The following is a 16,996-nucleotide window of genomic DNA, read 5'->3' as shown; positions in this document are numbered from 1 at the left end:
AGGGGCCGCCGGGCACCGCCGGCGGCCCCTCGCCGTCCTATCGCCGCCGCAGCCGCGGCACCGCGGCCGCGCCGGCCAGCAGCACGAGGACCCCGCCGAGCACGAACGGCAGCGCCGGGACGTCGCCGGGGTCCGCGGCGGGCACCGCGCGTTCCCGGCCGCCGTAGCCGCCGCCCGCGCCGTCGCGGTCGTAGGCCGAGCCCGGCAGCTTGTCCGCGTACCGCTCGTGCAGCGCCGCGCGGTAGTCCGCCAGGGACAGCTTCGTGCCCGCGGCGAAGCCGGTGACCGAGCCGTCCAGGACGGTCACGGTGTCGCCGTGCACCGCGTACCAGGCGTTGACCTGCGGTTCGTGCAGGAGGTAGCCGCCGGTCGCGGCCTGGGCGTACTGCCGCTCGTAGTCGCCGGAGGCGACGTTGACGACGGCCCAGGCCGGGCCTTGGCGCTCGGCCCAGACGGTCGCGGCGGTGCCGTCGCCGGTCCGCGCCGGGACCGCGACGTAGGCGAGCGCGGCGGGGACGTCCGACTTCCCGGCGACGAACGCCGCGGTCGGCTCGTAGACCGGGACCTGCGTGCGCGGGTCGGCCGCCTGCTGGGCCGCCGTCGCCGCGTGGCTGCCGGGGAACTTGGTCTCCGCCAGGCGGCCGAGGGTGGCCGGTCCGCCGGTGACCTGCTCGATGGCGGCGGTGTCGGCGGGGGTCGGGGCGCCCGCGGGTCCGCTCGCCGCGCTCGCGGCGCCGTTCGTGGTGAGCATCGTGGCGCCGGCCAGCACGGCCACGCCCAGCGTTTTCCGCAGCATGCTCATCCCTCGATCCCGTACAGCGTGTGGGTCCACTGGAACTGGCTGTTCGAGCGGTAGGTGTCGTAGTTCATCGAGTTGTAGCGGCTGTTGCTCGGCCACGGGTCGCCGTATTCGACCCGGGTGGCGCCGCCGGAATTGTCGTAGCCGTAGAGCACGTGCATGTGGCCGCCGCCGGAGCGCCAGCCGATGCGCGTGCCGACCGGCTTTCCGGCGTCGATCTGGGTTTTCACGCCGGTGAAGGAAAGCGTCTGGCCGCCCGAGTTGTACGTCCCGACGTTCGTGAAACCGAGGTACCGGAACACGCGCTGCTGGTCGGACAGGTAGCCCTGGTTGTTGGCGCAGTCGCTGCCGGATTCGTTGTGCGCGATCTGGCAGAAGCGGGTCTGGGTGAGGGAATAGCCCCAGTAGTCGGCGATGGTGTTGCCGCTGGCGTCCCAGCACCACTGGTTCTTCTGCTGGGCCTGCATGGTGATGCCGAGATCGGTCCGCGCCGCGGCCGCGGTGGCCGGGGCCGGCACCGCGACGGCCACGAGCGTGGCCGCAGCGAGTCCACAAAGGACCCCTGAGATGGTTTTCACGAAGTGCTCCTCCAGCCGGTGAGGTTTCGACGTGGTGGCACGGAATACTCCGCGCCACCCCGGTGATCCGGTACCTACCAAGGGAGGATTGCGTTGGCGGGAAACGATTCCGGCGGATCCCGGCGGTTCCGGGGTGCCGGATTCCGGCAGCGGCTCGGGGCCGCCGGACGGATTCCGGCGGCCCCTCTCGTCGCAACCGGTCAGGAAACGGTCGTCGTGCCGAGAGTGGCGTCCTGGTCCGGCGGGTCGAGCGTCAGGGCGACGTCGAACTCGCCGAGGGCGCTGTCGGTGACGACGTGCGTGGTCGCGGCGGAGTCGACGCTGCTGGTCGCCTCGCCGGCCGGGGTGCCGGCCGGGACGGTGAAGTCGACCTGGCCGAGCGCGGTGAACTTCAGGCTGCCTTCGGCGGGGACCGGCGTCTCGGGGATCGGCAGCTCGACGGGGATGGCCACGGACTGGCTGCCGATCGCGACGTTCACCTGGGACTTGATCGTGCCGGAAAGCTTGGTCGCGCCGACCAGGCGCAGGCCGTCACCGGCGGTCTGGCCGGCGTCGACGTCGAGGCTGAACGGCACCGAAATCGTGCTGCCGGCGGTCGCGGTCGCCGGGATGTCGGCGTGGACCACCACGGCGACCTGCTGGTCGCCGATCAGCGGGAACCCGCCCCGGTAGGTAAACGACTTTTCGGCCGCCGCGGCCGGACCGGCGGAAACAATGGCGAGCGCGGCGGTCAGCAGCGCGGCAACGCCGATTCCACGGCGTCGGGTCTTCAGCATTGTTCGTCCTTTCCTCGTCGGGCTTCGGATACTAGGTCGAAAACTTCCCAACCAGCCATGACGATTTTCGGGAACCCGGGAATTTGTCATGCGCCTCCGGCCGCGCCGTCCGTTTTTTGTCATTCACCCGCGCTCGCCTCGCGCACCCCCGGAGTGCCGGGCGGTTGCCGAGCGGACGAGAGTGAGTGTACAGTCACTCACATGACGAAACGCGGTGCCACACTCTCCACCTCCGACGCCCGGCGGGACGCCGTCGTCGAGGCGGCCATCGCCGAGTTCGCCCGCGGCGGCTACCACAGCACGCCGATCAGCGCGGTCGCAGCCCGGGCCGACATCTCCCCCGCGTACGTCTTCAAGCTGTTCCCCGGCAAGGTTTCCCTCTTCGTCGCCGCGCTCGACCGGTGCTACGAACTGGTCGTGCACGCCCTCTCGAACGGCGCCGCCCGCGCCGGGGACGCCGACCCGGAACAGATCCTCGACGCGATGGGCAGCGCCTACGGGGAGCTGATCGCCGACCGGAACCTGCTGATGCTGCAGGTGCACGCCCAGTCGGCCGCCGACACGCCCGAGATCGCCGACGCCGTCCGCCGCGGGCTGGCCAAGGTGACCGAGTTCGCCCGGTCGCGCTCCGGCGCCACCGACGACGAAGTCCAGCGGTTCATCGCCTTCGGCCAGCTCTGCCACCTGATCACCACCCTCGGCCTGAAAGAGCACCCCGGCGAATGGGCCGCCGTGCTCTCCGCCGGGATCCGCCACCCCGGCACCAGCTGAAACCCGGCCCCGTCGCGGGGCCGTTTTTCTCGACCGTCGAGTGATTGACCAGTCACTCACACTAGGAAGGAACCCCCTCATGACCGTCACCGAGATCGTCCTCCCCGGCCTCGTCGAGCCGGACGGCCTGCGCGTCGAACACCGCGAGCTCCCGCGCCCCGGCGCCGGCGAAGCCCTCGTCCGCATGGAGGCGACTGGCGTTTCGTTCGCCGAACAGCAGATGCGCCGCGGCAAGTACTACGACCAGCCGCCGTTCCCGTTCGTGCCCGGCTACGACGTCGTCGGCACCGTGCTCGAAGCCGCGGACCCGGCCCTGACCGGCCGCCGGGTGGCCGCGCTGACCAAGGTCGGCGGCTGGCGCAGCCACCTGGTCCTCCCCCAGGCCGACCTCGTGCCGGTGCCGGCGGAGCTGGACGCGGCCGAGGCCGAAACGTTCGTCGTCAGCGGCATCACGGCGTGGCAGATGCTGCACCGGATCGCCCGCGTGCGCGCCGGGGCGACCATCCTGGTGCACGGCGCGAACGGCGGCGTCGGCACGACCCTGGTGCAGCTGGCGCGCATGGCCGGGATCGAGGTGATCGGGACCGCGTCGGCCCGGAACCTGGACGCGGTGACCGCGCTCGGCGCGACGGCCGTCGACTACCGCGGCGACGTGCCCGCCGCGGTGCGCAAGCTGGCCCCGGAAGGCGTCGACGCGGTGTTCGACCACGTCGGCGGGCCCGGTATCGCCGACTCGTTCCGGCTGCTCGCCCCGGGTGGCACGCTGGTCGCCTACGGCACCGCGGCCACCAAGGACGACCCGGGCAACTCGCGGCTGCCGGTGCTGAAGCTGTTCGCCCGCCTGCTGTGGTGGAACGCCCTGCCGAACCGCCGCCGGACGCACTTCTACAACATCTGGGCCGGCAAGCGGAACCTCACCCGGTTCCGCGCGCGGCTGGCCGAAGACCTGACGGCCGTCTTCGACCTGGCGGCGCGGGGACAGCTGCGGGCTCAGGTGGCCGCGCGCATTCCGCTGGCCGAAGCGGCGAAAGCCTTGGCGCTGGCCGAATCCGGCACCGTCACCGGCAAGGTCGTGCTCGTCCCGTGAACGCACCGAAGGCCACCACGGCGAGCGTGGTGGCCTTCGGGTCTGCGAAATCAGTCCGTGCCGAACTCCATCGCGGCGTTGTCGAGCAGCTCGACGTCGTCGGTCTTGCCGCGCGAGGCGATCACCTCGGCGCCGCCCTCGGGCATCGCGCCGATCAGGCCGGTCGACGCGGCCTGGGCGGCGCCGATCAGCTTCGGGTTCGAGCCGCCGACCATGCCGAGGCTCGCGTACTGCTCCAGCTTCGCCCGCGAGTCGGCGATGTCGAGGTTGCGCATGGTCAGCTGGCCGATCCGGTCGACCGGGCCGAACGCCGAGTCCTCGGTCCGCTCCATCGACAGCTTGTCCGGGTGGTAGCTGAACGCCGGGCCGGCCGTGTCGAGGATCGAGTAGTCCTCGCCGCGCCGCAGCCGCAGCGTCACCTCGCCGGTGATCGCGGTGCCGACCCAGCGCTGCAGCGACTCGCGCAGCATCATCGCCTGCGGGTCCAGCCAGCGGCCCTCGTACATCAGGCGGCCGAGGCGGCGGCCCTCGTTGTGGTAGCTGGCGAGGGTGTCCTCGTTGTGGATGGCGTTGACGAGCCGCTCGTAGGCGGCGTGCAGCAGCGCCATGCCGGGCGCCTCGTAGATGCCGCGGCTCTTGGCCTCGATGATCCGGTTCTCGATCTGGTCGGACATGCCGAGGCCGTGCCGGCCGCCGATGGCGTTGGCCTCCAGCACCAGGTCGACGGCGGAGGCGAACTCCTTGCCGTTGATCGTCACCGGACGGCCCTGCTCGAAGCCGATCGTGACGTCCTCGGCGGGGATCTCGACCTCGGGGTCCCAGAACGCCACGCCCATGATCGGCTTGACGATCTCGATGCCGGTGTCCAGGTGCTCCAGGGACTTCGCCTCGTGCGTCGCGCCCCAGATGTTGGCGTCGGTCGAGTAGGCCTTCTCGGTGCTGTCGCGGTAGGGCAGGTCGTGCGCGAGCAGCCACTCGGACATCTCCTTGCGGCCGCCGAGCTCGGTGACGAAGTCCGCGTCGAGCCAGGGCTTGTAGACGCGCAGGGAGGGGTTGGCCAGCAGGCCGTAGCGGTAGAACCGCTCGATGTCGTTGCCCTTGTACGTCGAGCCGTCGCCCCAGATCTGGACGTCGTCCTCGAGCATGGCGCGCACCAGCAGGGTGCCGGTGACCGCGCGGCCGAGCGGGGTGGTGTTGAAGTAGCTGCGGCCGCCGGTGCGGATGTGGAACGCGCCGCACGTCAGCGCGGCCAGCCCCTCTTCGACGAGGGCTTCCTTGCAGTCGACCAGCCGGGCGATCTCGGCGCCGTACTGCCCGGCCCGCCCGGGCACCGACTCGATGTCGGGCTCGTCGTACTGGCCGATGTCGGCGGTGTAGGTGCAGGGCACCGCGCCCTTGTCGCGCATCCACGCGACCGCTACGGAAGTGTCGAGGCCACCGGAGAAGGCGATACCGACACGCTCGCCGACGGGCAGGGAAGTGAGCACCTTGGACATGCGAATGATTATGCACGCCTATGCATCGTCGTGCAATTCGGGGTGCGCCGGGTCACGAAAACCCCGTTGACGTGCGTGGTTCGGTGATCGCATGGGCCGGATGCACGCCGATGAGCACGCCATGGACACCGAGCTGGTCGAGCGGCTGGTGCGCGGGCAGTTCCCGCAGTGGGCGGACCTCCCGGCCACTCCCCTGGCGTCGGGCGGCACGGTGAACGCCGTGTACCGCCTGGGGACCGAGCTGACCGTCCGGCTCCCGCTCACCGAGGGCGGCGCCTCCGACATCACGAAGGAACGCCGGGTTCTCGGGGCCCTGGGCGAGCTGCCGGTGGCGGTCCCCGCCGTGGTCGCCGTGGGCGAGCCGGCCGAGGGATATCCGTGGCCGTGGGCGGTGCACGGCTGGCTCGACGGCTCACCGGCACTCGAAGGCCGCGCGGCCGCCGGCCTGGCGGAGTTCGTCCTCGCGCTGCGGGCGAACCGGGCCGCGGGTCCCCCGGCCCGCCGTGGGAGGCCGTTGTCCACAGTGGACGAGGCCGCCCGCGCGGCGATCGGCGAGCTGAGCCGCACCGACGAGCCGTTCGACCCCGGGGCCGCGCTCGCGGTGTGGGCCGAAGCGCTCGACGCTCCACCGTGGACCGGGCCGCCGTGCTGGCTCCACGGCGACCTGATGCCGAGCAATCTCCTGCTGCGCGACGGCCGCTTGACCGGCGTCCTCGACTGGGCGACCGCCGGGGTGGGCGACCCGGCGATCGATCTGATCCCGGCGTGGAACCTGCTGACCGCGGACACCCGGCCCGCCTTCCGCGACGCCGTGGCCCCCGATGACGCCACCTGGGCACGCGGCCGTGGCCGCGCGCTGGCGATGGCGGTGATCCAGCTGCCGTACTACCGCCACACGAACGCGGTCATCTCGGCCAACGCGCGCTACGTGCTCGCCGAGCTGGGCGTGCTCACCGGTTCCCGATGACCGGCAGGTCCCACCGCAGGGCGTGCAGGTCCCGGCCCCGGACCGTGCAGGCGCCCGTGACCGCGCCGCGGTCGTTGAGGTCCTCGGCGCCGCACCAGTGGTGGTCCGGCAGCCGCCCCAGCGCGGTGAACCCGCCGCCGGGCCCCCAGACGAAGAACTGGCCGGAGCCGATCGCCACGAGCGCGCTGCCCGTGTCGTTCGCGGTGACGAACCGGGTCCACACGCCGTCCGCGTTCGGGTGCACGGTCAGCTGCCCGGCCGGGTTCCAGCGGGCCAGCCGGCGGATGCCGTCGCCCGCGTCCACGGTGCCGTAGATCGTCCCGTCCGCGCCGATCTCCTCCGCCGTGCTGAACTTCCAGGTCGTGTCGAGCACGGTGAGGTGACCCGCCGCATCCCACTTCGCGGCGCGGGAGCCGCTCGAGCCGACGACCGTGCCCGCGTTGTCGAGGTCGGCGGGCGTGCCGCCGCCTTCCAACGGCACGAGGTTGCCCGCCGGGTCCCAGTACTTCGACTCCCCCTCGTCCGCGCCGAGGACCGCGCCCGCGTCGTTGGTCGCGAAGCCGCGACCGAGGCCGAGGGCCGTGACCGTGCCCCGGGTCGTGTCCCACTTCACCGCCGTGTCCGGAGCCGATGCGCCGTAGGAATACCCGACGGCGACGCCGTGGGCGTTGACCGCGGCCACGCTGGAAGACGGGTAGCCCGGCACCGGCGGCAGGTCCACCGGCAGCCCGGACGCGCCCCAGAGCGTCGCCCGCCCGGCGGTGGCACTGGCCGACATCGAGTCCCCGAGCGCCACCCCGTCGTCGGTGATCGCGGCGGGCAGGACCGACGTGTAGCCCGGCTGCGGCGGCAGCTCGGTGATCCGGCCTGCCGTGTCCCACCGGGCCCCGTGCTGGTTGTTCGCCTTGTCGACCGCCGTGCCGAACACCGATCCGTCGTTCGACACGAAGTCTCCGTAGCTGGTCAGCCCGCCGGGCAGCGTGCCCAGGTCGACCGGGGCGACCGGTTCGTCCGCACCGGCCGGGACCGCGGTGAGCACCATCGCCACCGCCGCCGTCGCGAGAACACCTCTGAACATCCCTGTTCCTCCCCTTCAGGTCGGTTCCGGGTGTCCACGCGCGACGGCGGTGACCGGTTTAGCTCGGCAGCAGCGCGGGCGCCGCGAGGCGGGTGGCGTTCGCCGCCGCGTCGTCCGGTGCCTCCTGGGCCGAGCGCTCCGCTTCGACGCGGGCCAGGTAGTTCGCCACCTCACGGTCCGTGCGGTGGGAGTCCCAGCCCAGCAGCGGGGCCATCAGCGCGGCCACGACGGGCGCCGCCGTCACACCGCGGTCGCGCTCCTCGATCGAGATGCGTGTCCGCCGTGTCAGGACGTCCTCCAGGTGCAGCGCACCTTCGTGGGAGACCGCGTAGACCGCCTCCACGCGCAGGTACTCCGAAGTCTCCGTGATCGGCGCAGCCAGGGAAGGATCCTCCTCCATGAGCTCGACGAGGTTCCAGATCCGCGTGCCGTAGCGCTGCAGGAGATGCTCCACGCGGGTCAGCGGCAGGCCGGTCCGCGCGGCGACGGAGTACCGGTCCTCCCACAGCTCGTGGTAGCCCTCGGCGCCGGCGATCGGGAGCCGGTCGGTCCACGACGGCGGGGCCGGGCGGCCGAGGTCCTCGACCACGACGTCGACCGCGTCCGCGGCCATCACCCGGTAGGTCGTGTACTTGCCGCCCGCCACGATGACCAGGCCCGGCACCGGGTGCGCCACCGCGTGCTCCCGCGACAGTTTCGTCGTCGCGGCCGCCTTCGCCGCCAGCAGCGGGCGCAGGCCCGCGTAGACGCCCTCGATGTCGTCGTGCGTCACGGGGGTGCGCAGGACGGCGTTGAGGTGGTCGAGCACGTAGTCGACGTCCGCGCGGCTCGCCGCCGGGTGCTCGCGGTCGAGGTCCCACTCGGTGTCGGTGGTGCCGACGATCCAGTGCCGTCCCCACGGGATGACGAACAGCACGCTCTTCTCGGTGCGCAGGATCAGCCCGGTGTCCAGGTCGATCTTCTCCCGCGGCACCACCAGGTGGATGCCCTTCGACGCCCGCACGGTGAACGGCGCCGGGATCCCGGCCGCCTCCGCCATGTCGTCGCTCCAGACACCTGTGGCCGCCACGACCGTACGAGCGCGGATCTCGAACTCCACGCCGCTCTCGCGGTCGACGACCTTCGCGCCGACCACGCGCTCACCGTCGCGAAGCAGCGACGTCACGCGAGTCCGCGTGAGCACCGAAGCGCCCTGCTCGGCGGCCGTCCGCGCGATCGTCATCGTGTGGCGGGCGTCGTCGACCTGGGCGTCGTAATACTGGATCGCCCCGATCAGCGCGTCGTCCGCGAGCGCCGGGGCCACCTTGAAGGCACCCCGCTTGGACAGGTGCCGGTGCCGCGGCAGCGCGCGGGCGCCGCCGAGGGTGTCGTACAGCGTGACGCCGGCGCCGATGTAGCCGCGCTCCCAGACCCGGTGCTGCAGCGGGACCAGGAACTTGACCGGCCGCACCAGGTGCGGGGCCAGCTTCTGCAGCAGCAGGCCGCGTTCCTTGAGCGCCTCGCGCACCAGCTTGAAGTCCAGCTGCTCCAGGTAGCGCAGGCCGCCGTGGATCAGCTTGGACGACCGGCTGGACGTGCCGGCGGCGAAGTCGCGGGCCTCGACCAGCGCGGTCTCCAGGCCCCGGGAGGCGGCGTCGAGCGCGACGCCGGCCCCGGTGACTCCCCCGCCGACGACGAGCACGTCGACCTCTTCGTTGACCAGCTTCCGCAGGGTTTCCGCCCGGTACTGCGGGGAAAGCGGGGTCACGGTGTTCCTCCTTGCGTTCACTGCACGTCGACCCAGTCGAGCGTGCGGCCGACGGCCTTCTGCCAGCCCGCGTAGCCCTCGGCGCGCTGCTCGTCGCTCCACGACGGCGTCCAGCGCTTGTCCTCGTTCCAGTTCTGCTCGAGCTCGTCGGTCGACTTCCAGAAGCCGACCGCCAGCCCGGCCGCGTAGGCGGCGCCCAGCGCGGTGGTCTCGGCGACGACCGGCTTCGACACCGGCACGCCGAGGATGTCCGCCTGCAGCTGCATGCACAGCTCGTTGGCGGTGACGCCGCCGTCCACCCGCAGCACGTCCAGCGTGACGCCGGAGTCGTTCTGCATCGCTTCGACGACGTCGCGGGTCTGGTAGCAGATCGCTTCGAGGGTGGCCCGGGCGATGTGGGCGTTCGTCGTGGCGCGGGTCAGGCCGACGATCGCGCCGCGGGCGTCGGAGCGCCAGTACGGGGCGAACAGGCCGGAGAACGCCGGGACGAAGTAGACGCCGCCGTTGTCCGCGACCTGGCGGGCCAGGCTCTCGCTCTGGGCCGCGCCGCTGATGATGCCCAGCTGGTCGCGCAGCCACTGCACCGCGGAACCCGTGACGGCGATCGAGCCTTCGAGGGCGTAGACCGGCTTGTCGTCGCCGAACTGGTAGCACAGCGTCGTCAGTAGGCCGTGCTGGGAGCGCACCAGCTCCTGCCCGGTGTTGAGCAGCAGGAAGTTGCCGGTGCCGTAGGTGTTCTTGGCCTCGCCGGGCCGGAAGCAGACCTGGCCGACGGTGGCGGCCTGCTGGTCGCCGAGGACGCCGGTGATGGCGACCTCGCCGCCGAGCGGGCCGTCGGTGCGGGTGGTGCCGAAGCCCGGGTTCGACGACGGCCGGATCGCCGGCAGCATCTGCCGCGGGACGTTGAAGAAGCTCAGCAGCTCGTCGTCCCAGTCGAGGGTCTCCAGGTCCATGAGCATGGTGCGGGAGGCGTTGGTCGGGTCGGTGACGTGCACGCCGCCGTCCGGGCCGCCGGTGAGGTTCCAGATCAGCCACGTGTCCGTGGTGCCGAAGAGGGCGTCGCCCTTCTCGGCGTCCTCGCGCACCCCCGGGATGTTGTCCAGGATCCACTGCAGCTTGCCGCCGGAGAAGTAGGTGGCGGGCGGCAGGCCGGCCTTGCGCCGGATGATGTCGCCCTTGCCCTCGCGCTCGAGCGCCGAGGCGATCCGGTCGGTGCGGGTGTCCTGCCAGACGATCGCGTTGCCGTACGGGCGGCCGGTGCGGCGGTTCCAGACCACGGTGGTCTCGCGCTGGTTGGTGATGCCAAGCGCGGCCAGGTCCGTGACGCTCAGGTTGGCCTTGTTGAGCGCGGTCGCGATGACCGAGCGGGTGCGTTCCCAGATCTCGGTGGCGTCGTGCTCGACCCAGCCCGGCTTGGGCAGGATCTGCTCGTGCTCGAGCTGGTGGCGGGCGATCTCGTTGCCGCCGTGGTCGAAGATCATGAAGCGGGTGCTGGTCGTGCCCTGGTCCACGGCACCGACGAAGTCCGGCATGGTCGTGCTCCTACTCAGTTGGCGGGCTCGAGGTCCTTGGCGGGCATGGCGTCCAGCGGTTCGCCCGCGGGCAGGAACCGCTCGATGAGGAACTTGTAGATCGCGCCGCCGATCAGCGCGCCGATCACGGGCGCCACGATCGGGATCCACCAGTAGGGGAAGCCGTACTGGTCGGTGAACGCCGTGTCGTAGCCGGTCAGCCAGGAGGCCAGGCGCGGGCCGAAGTCACGGGCCGGGTTGATCGCGTAGCCGGCGTCGGTGCCCCAGGCCATGCCGATGGCGACGACGAGGAAGCCGACGACGACCGGGGCCAGGTTCGCGCCCGGCGAGGTGTTGCGCAGGTCGGTGATGGCGAACAGGACGATCAGCAGGATCGCGGTGCCGATGATCTGGTCGCGGAAGGCACCCCAGTCACCGACGGGCAGCGTGCCGTTACCCGGAAGGGTGGAGAACACGCCCTGGGTCTTGATCGTCAGGCCCGGGTCCTTGGCGTTGAGCACCTCGGTGTAGTTCCAGCGCACCAGCAGCGCGGCCAGGAACGCGCCGGCGGTCTGGGCCAGGGCGTAGGGGGCGACCTTGCGCCACTCGAAGCCCTTGAACACCGCGAGCGCGATGGTCACGGCCGGGTTCAGGTGCGCGCCGCTGATCCGCGAAGCGACGTAAACACCGAGCGTGACGCCGAGGCCCCAGGCCCAGGCGATGCTGTCGTGGTCCCCGATGCCCGCGGCGACGACCTGCGCCACCACGCCACACCCGAACAGGATGAGGATCATCGTCCCCACGAACTCGGCGGCCATTTCACCGGCGAGTCCGCGGGCCTTGAGGCTTCGCACCATTGCTTTCCTCCACAAAGGACCTTGTCCCCCTATTGGTGAGGGAAAGTTAAGTTCGCTGGTCGGGAGGGTCAACGGACGGCGGTCGGCATTGTCGAACGGCCGAAGTGGATGTTCGACATTGTCGAATCGCGGCCGGTCGGGTTAGGGTCGCGCGGTGCCCGGTCCGATCCAGTCCATCGAGCGCGCCGCCGCGATCCTGCGGTTGCTGGCGCGCGGCTCGGGGCGGCTGGGCGTCGGCGAGATCGCCGAGTCCCTCGAACTGGCGAAGGGCACCGCGCACGGCATCCTGCGCACGCTGCAGGGCGTCGGGTTCGTCGAGCAGGACCGCGACACGGGCAAGTACCAGCTCGGCGCGGCCCTGCTGCACCTGGGCACGAGCTACCTCGACGTCAACGAGCTGCGCTCCCGGGCGATCAACTGGGCCGACGCGCTGGCCGCCCGCAGCGGTGAGGCGGTCCGGATCGGCGCGCCCCTGGAGGGCCGGGTGCTGGTCGTGCACCACGTCTTCCGCCCGGACGACAGCCTCCAGACCCTCGACGTCGGCACGCTGCTGCCGCTGCACGCGACGGCGCTGGGCAAGGTCCTGCTGGCCTACGACACGACGCTGAAGGCCGATCCCGAGCCGTTCACCCGCCGCACGCTGGTCACCCAGACGGCGATCAAGCGGGCGTGTGCGAAGGTACGGGAGGCGGGCTGGGCGGCGGAGAACGGCGAGATGATCTCGGGCGAGGCCGGGATCGCGGCGCCGATCCGCGGCCACGGCGGGATCGTGGTCGGCGCGATCGGGGTGTCCGGCGCGGTGGAGCGGATCTGCGAGCCGGACGGCAGCCCGAGCGCCCGGCTGCTCGGCCACGTCCGCGACGCGGCGCGCGCGGTCTCCCGGGACCTGGGTGCGTCCCGGTGGTGAAGGGAGGGGCATGGTCCAGCGGTACGTGATGTCCATCGACCAGGGCACCACCTCCACCCGGTGCATCCTGTTCGACGCCCGCGGCCGGCTCGTCTCGGTCGTGCAGCGGGAACACCAGCAGCACTTCCCGCGCCCCGGCTGGGTCGAGCACGACGCCACCGAGATCTGGCGGAACCTGTCGCGGATCGTGCCGCAGGCCCTGGCCGACGCCGGGGCGAGCGCCGAGCAGGTCGTCGGGCTCGGGATCGCCAACCAGCGGGAGACCACCGTCCTGTGGGACCGGCGCACCGGCAACCCGGTCGGGCGGGCGATCGTCTGGCAGGACACCCGCACCGACGCCATGCTCGAACAGTTCGCCCGCGAGCCCGGCGCCGACCGCGTCCGGCAGCTGTGCGGCCTGCCGCTGGCCACGTACTTCTCCGCGCCGCGCATCCGCTGGCTGCTCGAACGCACGCCGGGGCTGCGCGAGCGCGCCGAACGCGGTGACGTCCTGTTCGGCACCATCGAGAGCTGGCTGATCTGGAACCTGACCGGCGGCGCCGAGGGCGGCGTGCACGTCACCGACGTCACCAACGCCTCACGCACGATGCTGATGAACCTGCGCACGCTGAACTGGGACGACGAACTCCTCGACTTCTTCGACGTCCCGCGCGCGATGCTGCCGGAGATCCGCTCGTCGACGGAGGTCTACGGGACGACGTCACGCGTGGTGCCCGGCATCCGGATCGCCGCCGCCCTGGGTGATCAGCAGGCCGCGCTGTTCGGCCAGACCTGCTTCGCGCCGGGCGAGGCGAAGTGCACGTACGGCACCGGCAGCTTCCTGCTGCTCAACACCGGCCCGACCCCGGTGCTGTCCACCCACGGGATGCTCACCACGGTCGGGTTCAAGATCGGTGACGAGCCCGCGGTCTACGCCCTCGAAGGGTCGATCGCCGTCACCGGGTCGCTGGTGCAGTGGTTCCGCGACGGCCTGGAGCTGATCGGCAGCGCGCCCGAGATCGAGACCCTCGCGCGGACGGTCGAGGACAACGGCGGCTGCTACATCGTGCCCGCGTTCTCCGGGTTGTTCGCGCCGCACTGGCACAGCGAGGCGCGCGGCGTGATCGCCGGGCTGACGTCGTACATCACCAAGGGCCACCTCGCGCGGGCGGTGCTGGAGGCCACCGGCTGGCAGACCCGCGAGGTCGTCGACGCGATGAACGCCGACTCGGGGCTGGCGCTCTCGACGTTGAAGGTCGACGGCGGGATGACCGCGGACAACCTGCTGATGCAGTTCATCGCCGACGTCCTCGACGTGCCGGTGGTGCGCCCGATGGTGGCGGAGACGGTCTCGCTGGGCGCGGCCTACGCGGCCGGGCTGTCCGTCGGGTACTGGCCCGACCTGGAGGGCCTGCGGCGCAACTGGCACCGGGCGGGCCAGTGGCTGCCGGCGATGGACCCGGCCCGCCGCGATTCCGAGTACGCGCACTGGCGCCAGGCGGTGGAGCTGACGTTCGGCTGGATGCGCCCGGCCCCGGCCGCGGCGGCGCCGGGCTCGGACGTGGTCGAGGTGCTGCTGGCCGACCACCGCCGGTTCGAGCAGCTGCTGCGCGACCTGCGCAACAGCGAAGCCGACCGCCCGGCGCTGGTCGCGGAGCTGGCGGCCCTGCTGGTCGCCCACGCGACGGCGACCGAGCGCATCGTCCGCCCGGACGCACCGGGTTCCCCGTTCGGCGACGACCTCCTGGCCGTCCTGGAGGGCGAAGACTTCGAAAAGGCGTTGCTGCGGCTGGAGAACGCCGTGGACGTGCACGTCCGCGGCGAGGAACGCGGGCTGTTGAACGAACTGCGCCGGAGTATGTCCACTTCGGACCGGACGGGGTTGGGCCGGGCGTTCGTCGCGGAGCGCCGCCGCCAGCTCGACCTCGGCTGCGGCACGGCGGACCACGTCCGCGGACTCGGTGATCGCCTGCAGCTGTAAACCCGTTGTCCGGTCGGGTGCCGCCTGTCAGGGTGTCCCCATATCGTTCGGTCTTGCGCGCTCCCGGCGCCGCCGCCTTCTTCTGCACCGCCGCCGCAGGACGCGTGGGCATCGCCATGACCGGCCTCGGCCTGCTGTGGCTGCTCCACGCCCGCACCGGCTCCTACGGCACGGCCGGTCTCGCCACCGGCGCGTTCGCGCTCGCCGAAGCTGTGCTCGGCCCGCAGCTCGCCCGCCTGGCCGACCGGTTCGGCCAGACCCGCGTCCTGCCGTTTTCCGTGGCCGCGCACGGGCTCGCCATCGCCGGAGTGCTCTGGTCGCCCGCCCCGGCCGCCATCGCCTTCGCCTGCTGCGCGGGCGCGGCCGTCCCCCAGCTCGGCGCCCTGTCCGCAGTCCGCTGGGCGCACCTGCTGCGGGCCGCCGACCTGCCCACCGCCTTTTCGCTGGAGTCACTGGCCAACGCCGGCGCGTTCTTCCTCGGCCCGGTGCTGGTCACCGCACTCGGGGCGGCCGGTTGCGTCTCCGTGGCCAGTGCGCTCGCCGCGGCCCTGATCGTCGGCGGCCGTGCGGCCCTCGCCGCCCAGCGCCGGACCGCGCCACCGCCCGCTCGTCCCGGGTCGCTGCGGCCGCGGTTCCTGCGCATCACGCTGCTCAACCTGGCCGTGGGGCTGTATTTCGGCACGATGGGGGTGTCCGTGAGCGCGTTCGTCACGGAGAACGGGGTGCCCGGTGCGGCCACGCCGATCGTCGCCGCCGGAAGTGTCGCGGGCTGGTTTCCGGCTGGCTCTACGGACTGCGGCGGCACCGCGCCCCGGCCCGCGTCCAGCTCGTCGTCGCCGCGGCGTACCTCACGGCCACCGCGCTGCTGCTCCCCCTGGCGCCGTCGGTGCTCTGGCTCGGCGCCGCGGTGGTCGTCACCGAGGCCGCCATCCCGCCCACGCTGGTCCTGCTGAACGTCCTCACCGAGCGAGCCGTCGACCCGGCGGTCCGCACCCGGGCGTTCACCTGGAACAACTCCGCGAGCGCAGCGGGTTCCGCCCTGGCGGCGTTCCTCGCCGGGCACACCGCGGACGCACTGGGCGCCTCCGCCGCCTTCGCCCTCGCTCCGGCGGCCGCGCTCGCCCTGCTCGCGCTCACCGCCACTCTGCCATCGGGGTGACACCGGTCCGGACCCTGCCCCGGCACCGGTGCCGGGGAGAAGACTGCGGACACCGTTCGCCACTGGAGGGAGCATTCGTGTCCGCAGCCGCCGACCAGGCCTTGCTGTCCCTGTCCACCCCGGCCGGGCTCGCCGATCCGTACCCGGTCTACGCGAAACTCCGCGAAGAGACGCCGGTCTTCCGCAGCGAAGTCTTCGGCGGCTGGGTCATCAGCCGGTTCGCCGACTGCCAGCAGGTGCTCGCCGACGGCGAGACCTTCAGGGTGCTGGACGCCGGGTGGCGCGACCGGCACCGGCCGGGCTGGCGCGGCAACGCCGCGATGGTGTTGCTGACCGCGCTGCTGCCGTGGAAGAACCCGCCGGAACACACGCACGAGCGCCGGCTGCTCGTGCGTGACTTCACCGTCCGCCGGGTCCAGGAGCTGGAGCCCGCCGTCCGCCGGGCCACGGACCGGGTGCTGGACCGCTTCGCCGACGCCACGGCGGACGGGACCGCGGCGGAGTTCGTCGGCACCGTCCTCTACCCGCTGGGAATGGCCGTGATCGGCGACCTGGTCGGCGTGCCCGACGCCGACCACGACCGGCTTCGCCGCCTCACCGACCTGATCGGGAAGCAGGTCGATCCGGCGATGCCGGCGGATCTGCGCGCCGAGGTCGACGCCGCCGCCGTCGAGTTCCGGGACTACTTCACCGAGCTGATCGCGCGACGGCGTGCGGAACCGGCGGACGACCTGACGTCCGCGCTGCTGGTCCGGCCCGGCACCGACGCGGAGCTGATGTCCGAGGAGGAGGTGCTCAACGCGCTTGTGGTGTTGTTCGGCGGCGGCTACGAGACCACCGCGGGCGCGCTGGGCAACGGCGTCCACGCGCTGCTGACCCATCCGGACCAGTTCGCCCTCCTCACCGGCGATCCGGGACTGGCGGCCAACGCGGTCGAGGAGGTGCTGCGGTGGGACGGCGCCGCCCAGATGAGCCAGCGGGCGGCCGCCCGTCCGGCGGTGCTCGACGGGCGGGAAATCCCGGCCGACGACATGGTGGTGATCCTGGGCGGAGCGGCGAACCGGGACCCAGCGCGCTTCGCGGACCCCGACCGCTTCGACATCACCCGTGCCGACGGGCGTGGGCTGTTCTTCGGGCACGGCCTGCACCTGTGCCTCGGCGCGGCCTTGGCGCGGCTCGAGCTGACCGTGCTGCTCGAACAGCTGGGGAAGCGGTTTCCTGCGCTGGCGATCGGCGGGGAGGTCCGGCGCCGCCCCAACCCGTCGCTGCGCGGGATGGCCGTGCTGCCCCTGACCCGGTGATC

At 72.2% G+C, this 16,996-nt stretch carries 16 protein-coding genes; 8 read left to right on the top strand and 8 right to left on the bottom strand.

The features are described from left to right. Window positions 1-37: 37 nt before the first annotated feature. From ACFPLC_RS35595 to ACFPLC_RS35585, 3 genes are all read right to left on the bottom strand, one after another. Complete coding sequence (locus ACFPLC_RS35595; protein WP_465251641.1) at window positions 38-796, bottom strand: hypothetical protein; 759 nt, start codon at window positions 794-796, stop codon at window positions 38-40. A 2-nt stretch (window positions 797-798) separates the two neighbouring features. Next, window positions 799-1,377, bottom strand: a complete 579-nt coding sequence (locus ACFPLC_RS35590; RefSeq protein ID WP_191309346.1) for a papain-like cysteine protease family protein — start codon at window positions 1,375-1,377, stop codon at window positions 799-801. Between the two features lie 200 nt (window positions 1,378-1,577). Beyond that, window positions 1,578-2,153: a DUF6801 domain-containing protein gene (locus tag ACFPLC_RS35585; protein ID WP_378204291.1), complete on the bottom strand. Its 576-nt coding sequence runs from the start codon at window positions 2,151-2,153 to the stop codon at window positions 1,578-1,580. Window positions 2,154-2,354: 201 nt separating this feature from the next. Between ACFPLC_RS35585 and ACFPLC_RS35580 the strand changes: the two genes are divergently transcribed. Both ACFPLC_RS35580 and ACFPLC_RS35575 read left to right on the top strand, forming a co-directional pair. Continuing rightward, window positions 2,355-2,924: a TetR/AcrR family transcriptional regulator gene (locus ACFPLC_RS35580; protein ID WP_378204288.1), complete on the top strand. Its 570-nt coding sequence runs from the start codon at window positions 2,355-2,357 to the stop codon at window positions 2,922-2,924. 79 nt (window positions 2,925-3,003) lie between these two features. Continuing rightward, window positions 3,004-4,011: a medium chain dehydrogenase/reductase family protein gene (locus tag ACFPLC_RS35575; RefSeq protein ID WP_378204285.1), complete on the top strand. Its 1,008-nt coding sequence runs from the start codon at window positions 3,004-3,006 to the stop codon at window positions 4,009-4,011. Between the two features lie 50 nt (window positions 4,012-4,061). Here the strand turns inward: ACFPLC_RS35575 and argG are convergent, their stop codons facing one another. Beyond that, on the bottom strand, window positions 4,062-5,507 hold the full coding sequence (gene argG / locus ACFPLC_RS35570) for an argininosuccinate synthase (RefSeq protein WP_191309338.1): 1,446 nt from the start codon (window positions 5,505-5,507) through the stop codon (window positions 4,062-4,064). A 91-nt stretch (window positions 5,508-5,598) separates the two neighbouring features. Between argG and ACFPLC_RS35565 the strand changes: the two genes are divergently transcribed. Then, complete coding sequence (locus tag ACFPLC_RS35565) at window positions 5,599-6,474, top strand: aminoglycoside phosphotransferase family protein (protein ID WP_378236036.1); 876 nt, start codon at window positions 5,599-5,601, stop codon at window positions 6,472-6,474. Here ACFPLC_RS35565 and ACFPLC_RS35560 read toward each other — a convergent pair. The 4 genes from ACFPLC_RS35560 to ACFPLC_RS35545 are packed head-to-tail and all read right to left on the bottom strand — an operon-like array spanning window position 6,458 to window position 11,667. Next, the gene (locus tag ACFPLC_RS35560; RefSeq protein ID WP_378204277.1) at window positions 6,458-7,552 is read right to left on the bottom strand and encodes a hypothetical protein; all 1,095 of its coding nucleotides are present in this window, start codon (window positions 7,550-7,552) and stop codon (window positions 6,458-6,460) included. The two genes, ACFPLC_RS35565 and ACFPLC_RS35560, sit on opposite strands and share 17 nt — an antisense overlap. A 58-nt stretch (window positions 7,553-7,610) precedes the next feature. Next, window positions 7,611-9,299, bottom strand: coding sequence for a glycerol-3-phosphate dehydrogenase (gene glpD / locus ACFPLC_RS35555; RefSeq protein ID WP_378204274.1), 1,689 nt, complete (start codon window positions 9,297-9,299; stop codon window positions 7,611-7,613). Window positions 9,300-9,316: 17 nt separating this feature from the next. After that, window positions 9,317-10,831 (bottom strand): glycerol kinase GlpK, encoded by a 1,515-nt coding sequence (glpK, locus tag ACFPLC_RS35550; protein WP_378204271.1) that lies wholly within the window; start codon window positions 10,829-10,831, stop codon window positions 9,317-9,319. A gap of 14 nt (window positions 10,832-10,845) precedes the next feature. After that, the gene (locus ACFPLC_RS35545; RefSeq protein ID WP_191309325.1) at window positions 10,846-11,667 is read right to left on the bottom strand and encodes an MIP/aquaporin family protein; all 822 of its coding nucleotides are present in this window, start codon (window positions 11,665-11,667) and stop codon (window positions 10,846-10,848) included. Between the two features lie 154 nt (window positions 11,668-11,821). Between ACFPLC_RS35545 and ACFPLC_RS35540 the strand changes: the two genes are divergently transcribed. From ACFPLC_RS35540 to ACFPLC_RS35520, 5 genes are all read left to right on the top strand, one after another. After that, the gene (locus ACFPLC_RS35540; RefSeq protein ID WP_378204267.1) at window positions 11,822-12,574 is read left to right on the top strand and encodes an IclR family transcriptional regulator; all 753 of its coding nucleotides are present in this window, start codon (window positions 11,822-11,824) and stop codon (window positions 12,572-12,574) included. Window positions 12,575-12,584: 10 nt separating this feature from the next. Then, window positions 12,585-14,534: a glycerol kinase GlpK gene (gene glpK / locus ACFPLC_RS35535; RefSeq protein WP_378204264.1), complete on the top strand. Its 1,950-nt coding sequence runs from the start codon at window positions 12,585-12,587 to the stop codon at window positions 14,532-14,534. A gap of 53 nt (window positions 14,535-14,587) precedes the next feature. Then, on the top strand, window positions 14,588-15,487 hold the full coding sequence (locus tag ACFPLC_RS35530) for an MFS transporter (RefSeq protein ID WP_378204261.1): 900 nt from the start codon (window positions 14,588-14,590) through the stop codon (window positions 15,485-15,487). Continuing rightward, window positions 15,421-15,693 (top strand): hypothetical protein, encoded by a 273-nt coding sequence (locus ACFPLC_RS35525; RefSeq protein ID WP_378204258.1) that lies wholly within the window; start codon window positions 15,421-15,423, stop codon window positions 15,691-15,693. Before ACFPLC_RS35530 ends, ACFPLC_RS35525 begins: the two co-directional genes overlap by 67 nt. Before the next feature lie 77 nt (window positions 15,694-15,770). Beyond that, window positions 15,771-16,994, top strand: coding sequence for a cytochrome P450 (locus ACFPLC_RS35520; protein WP_378204255.1), 1,224 nt, complete (start codon window positions 15,771-15,773; stop codon window positions 16,992-16,994). Window positions 16,995-16,996 lie beyond the last annotated feature (2 nt).

The organism is Amycolatopsis plumensis (assembly GCF_042652605.1).
Lineage (GTDB): Bacteria > Actinomycetota > Actinomycetes > Mycobacteriales > Pseudonocardiaceae > Amycolatopsis > Amycolatopsis plumensis.
This window is presented reverse-complemented; position numbering and strand designations above follow the sequence as displayed.

What these genes read in the sequence shown, in the direction of transcription:
- ACFPLC_RS35595 (WP_465251641.1), bottom strand. Translation starts at nt 796, where the DNA reads ATGCTGCGGAAAACGCTGGGCGTGGCCGTGCTGGCCGGCGCCACGATG.
- ACFPLC_RS35585 (WP_378204291.1), bottom strand. Translation starts at nt 2,153, where the DNA reads ATGCTGAAGACCCGACGCCGTGGAATCGGCGTTGCCGCGCTGCTGACC.
- ACFPLC_RS35580 (WP_378204288.1), top strand. Translation starts at nt 2,355, where the DNA reads ATGACGAAACGCGGTGCCACACTCTCCACCTCCGACGCCCGGCGGGAC.
- ACFPLC_RS35575 (WP_378204285.1), top strand. Translation starts at nt 3,004, where the DNA reads ATGACCGTCACCGAGATCGTCCTCCCCGGCCTCGTCGAGCCGGACGGC.
- argG (WP_191309338.1), bottom strand. Translation starts at nt 5,507, where the DNA reads ATGTCCAAGGTGCTCACTTCCCTGCCCGTCGGCGAGCGTGTCGGTATC.
- ACFPLC_RS35565 (WP_378236036.1), top strand. Translation starts at nt 5,599, where the DNA reads ATGGGCCGGATGCACGCCGATGAGCACGCCATGGACACCGAGCTGGTC.
- ACFPLC_RS35560 (WP_378204277.1), bottom strand. Translation starts at nt 7,552, where the DNA reads ATGTTCAGAGGTGTTCTCGCGACGGCGGCGGTGGCGATGGTGCTCACC.
- glpK (WP_378204271.1), bottom strand. Translation starts at nt 10,831, where the DNA reads ATGCCGGACTTCGTCGGTGCCGTGGACCAGGGCACGACCAGCACCCGC.
- ACFPLC_RS35545 (WP_191309325.1), bottom strand. Translation starts at nt 11,667, where the DNA reads ATGGTGCGAAGCCTCAAGGCCCGCGGACTCGCCGGTGAAATGGCCGCC.
- glpK (WP_378204264.1), top strand. Translation starts at nt 12,585, where the DNA reads ATGGTCCAGCGGTACGTGATGTCCATCGACCAGGGCACCACCTCCACC.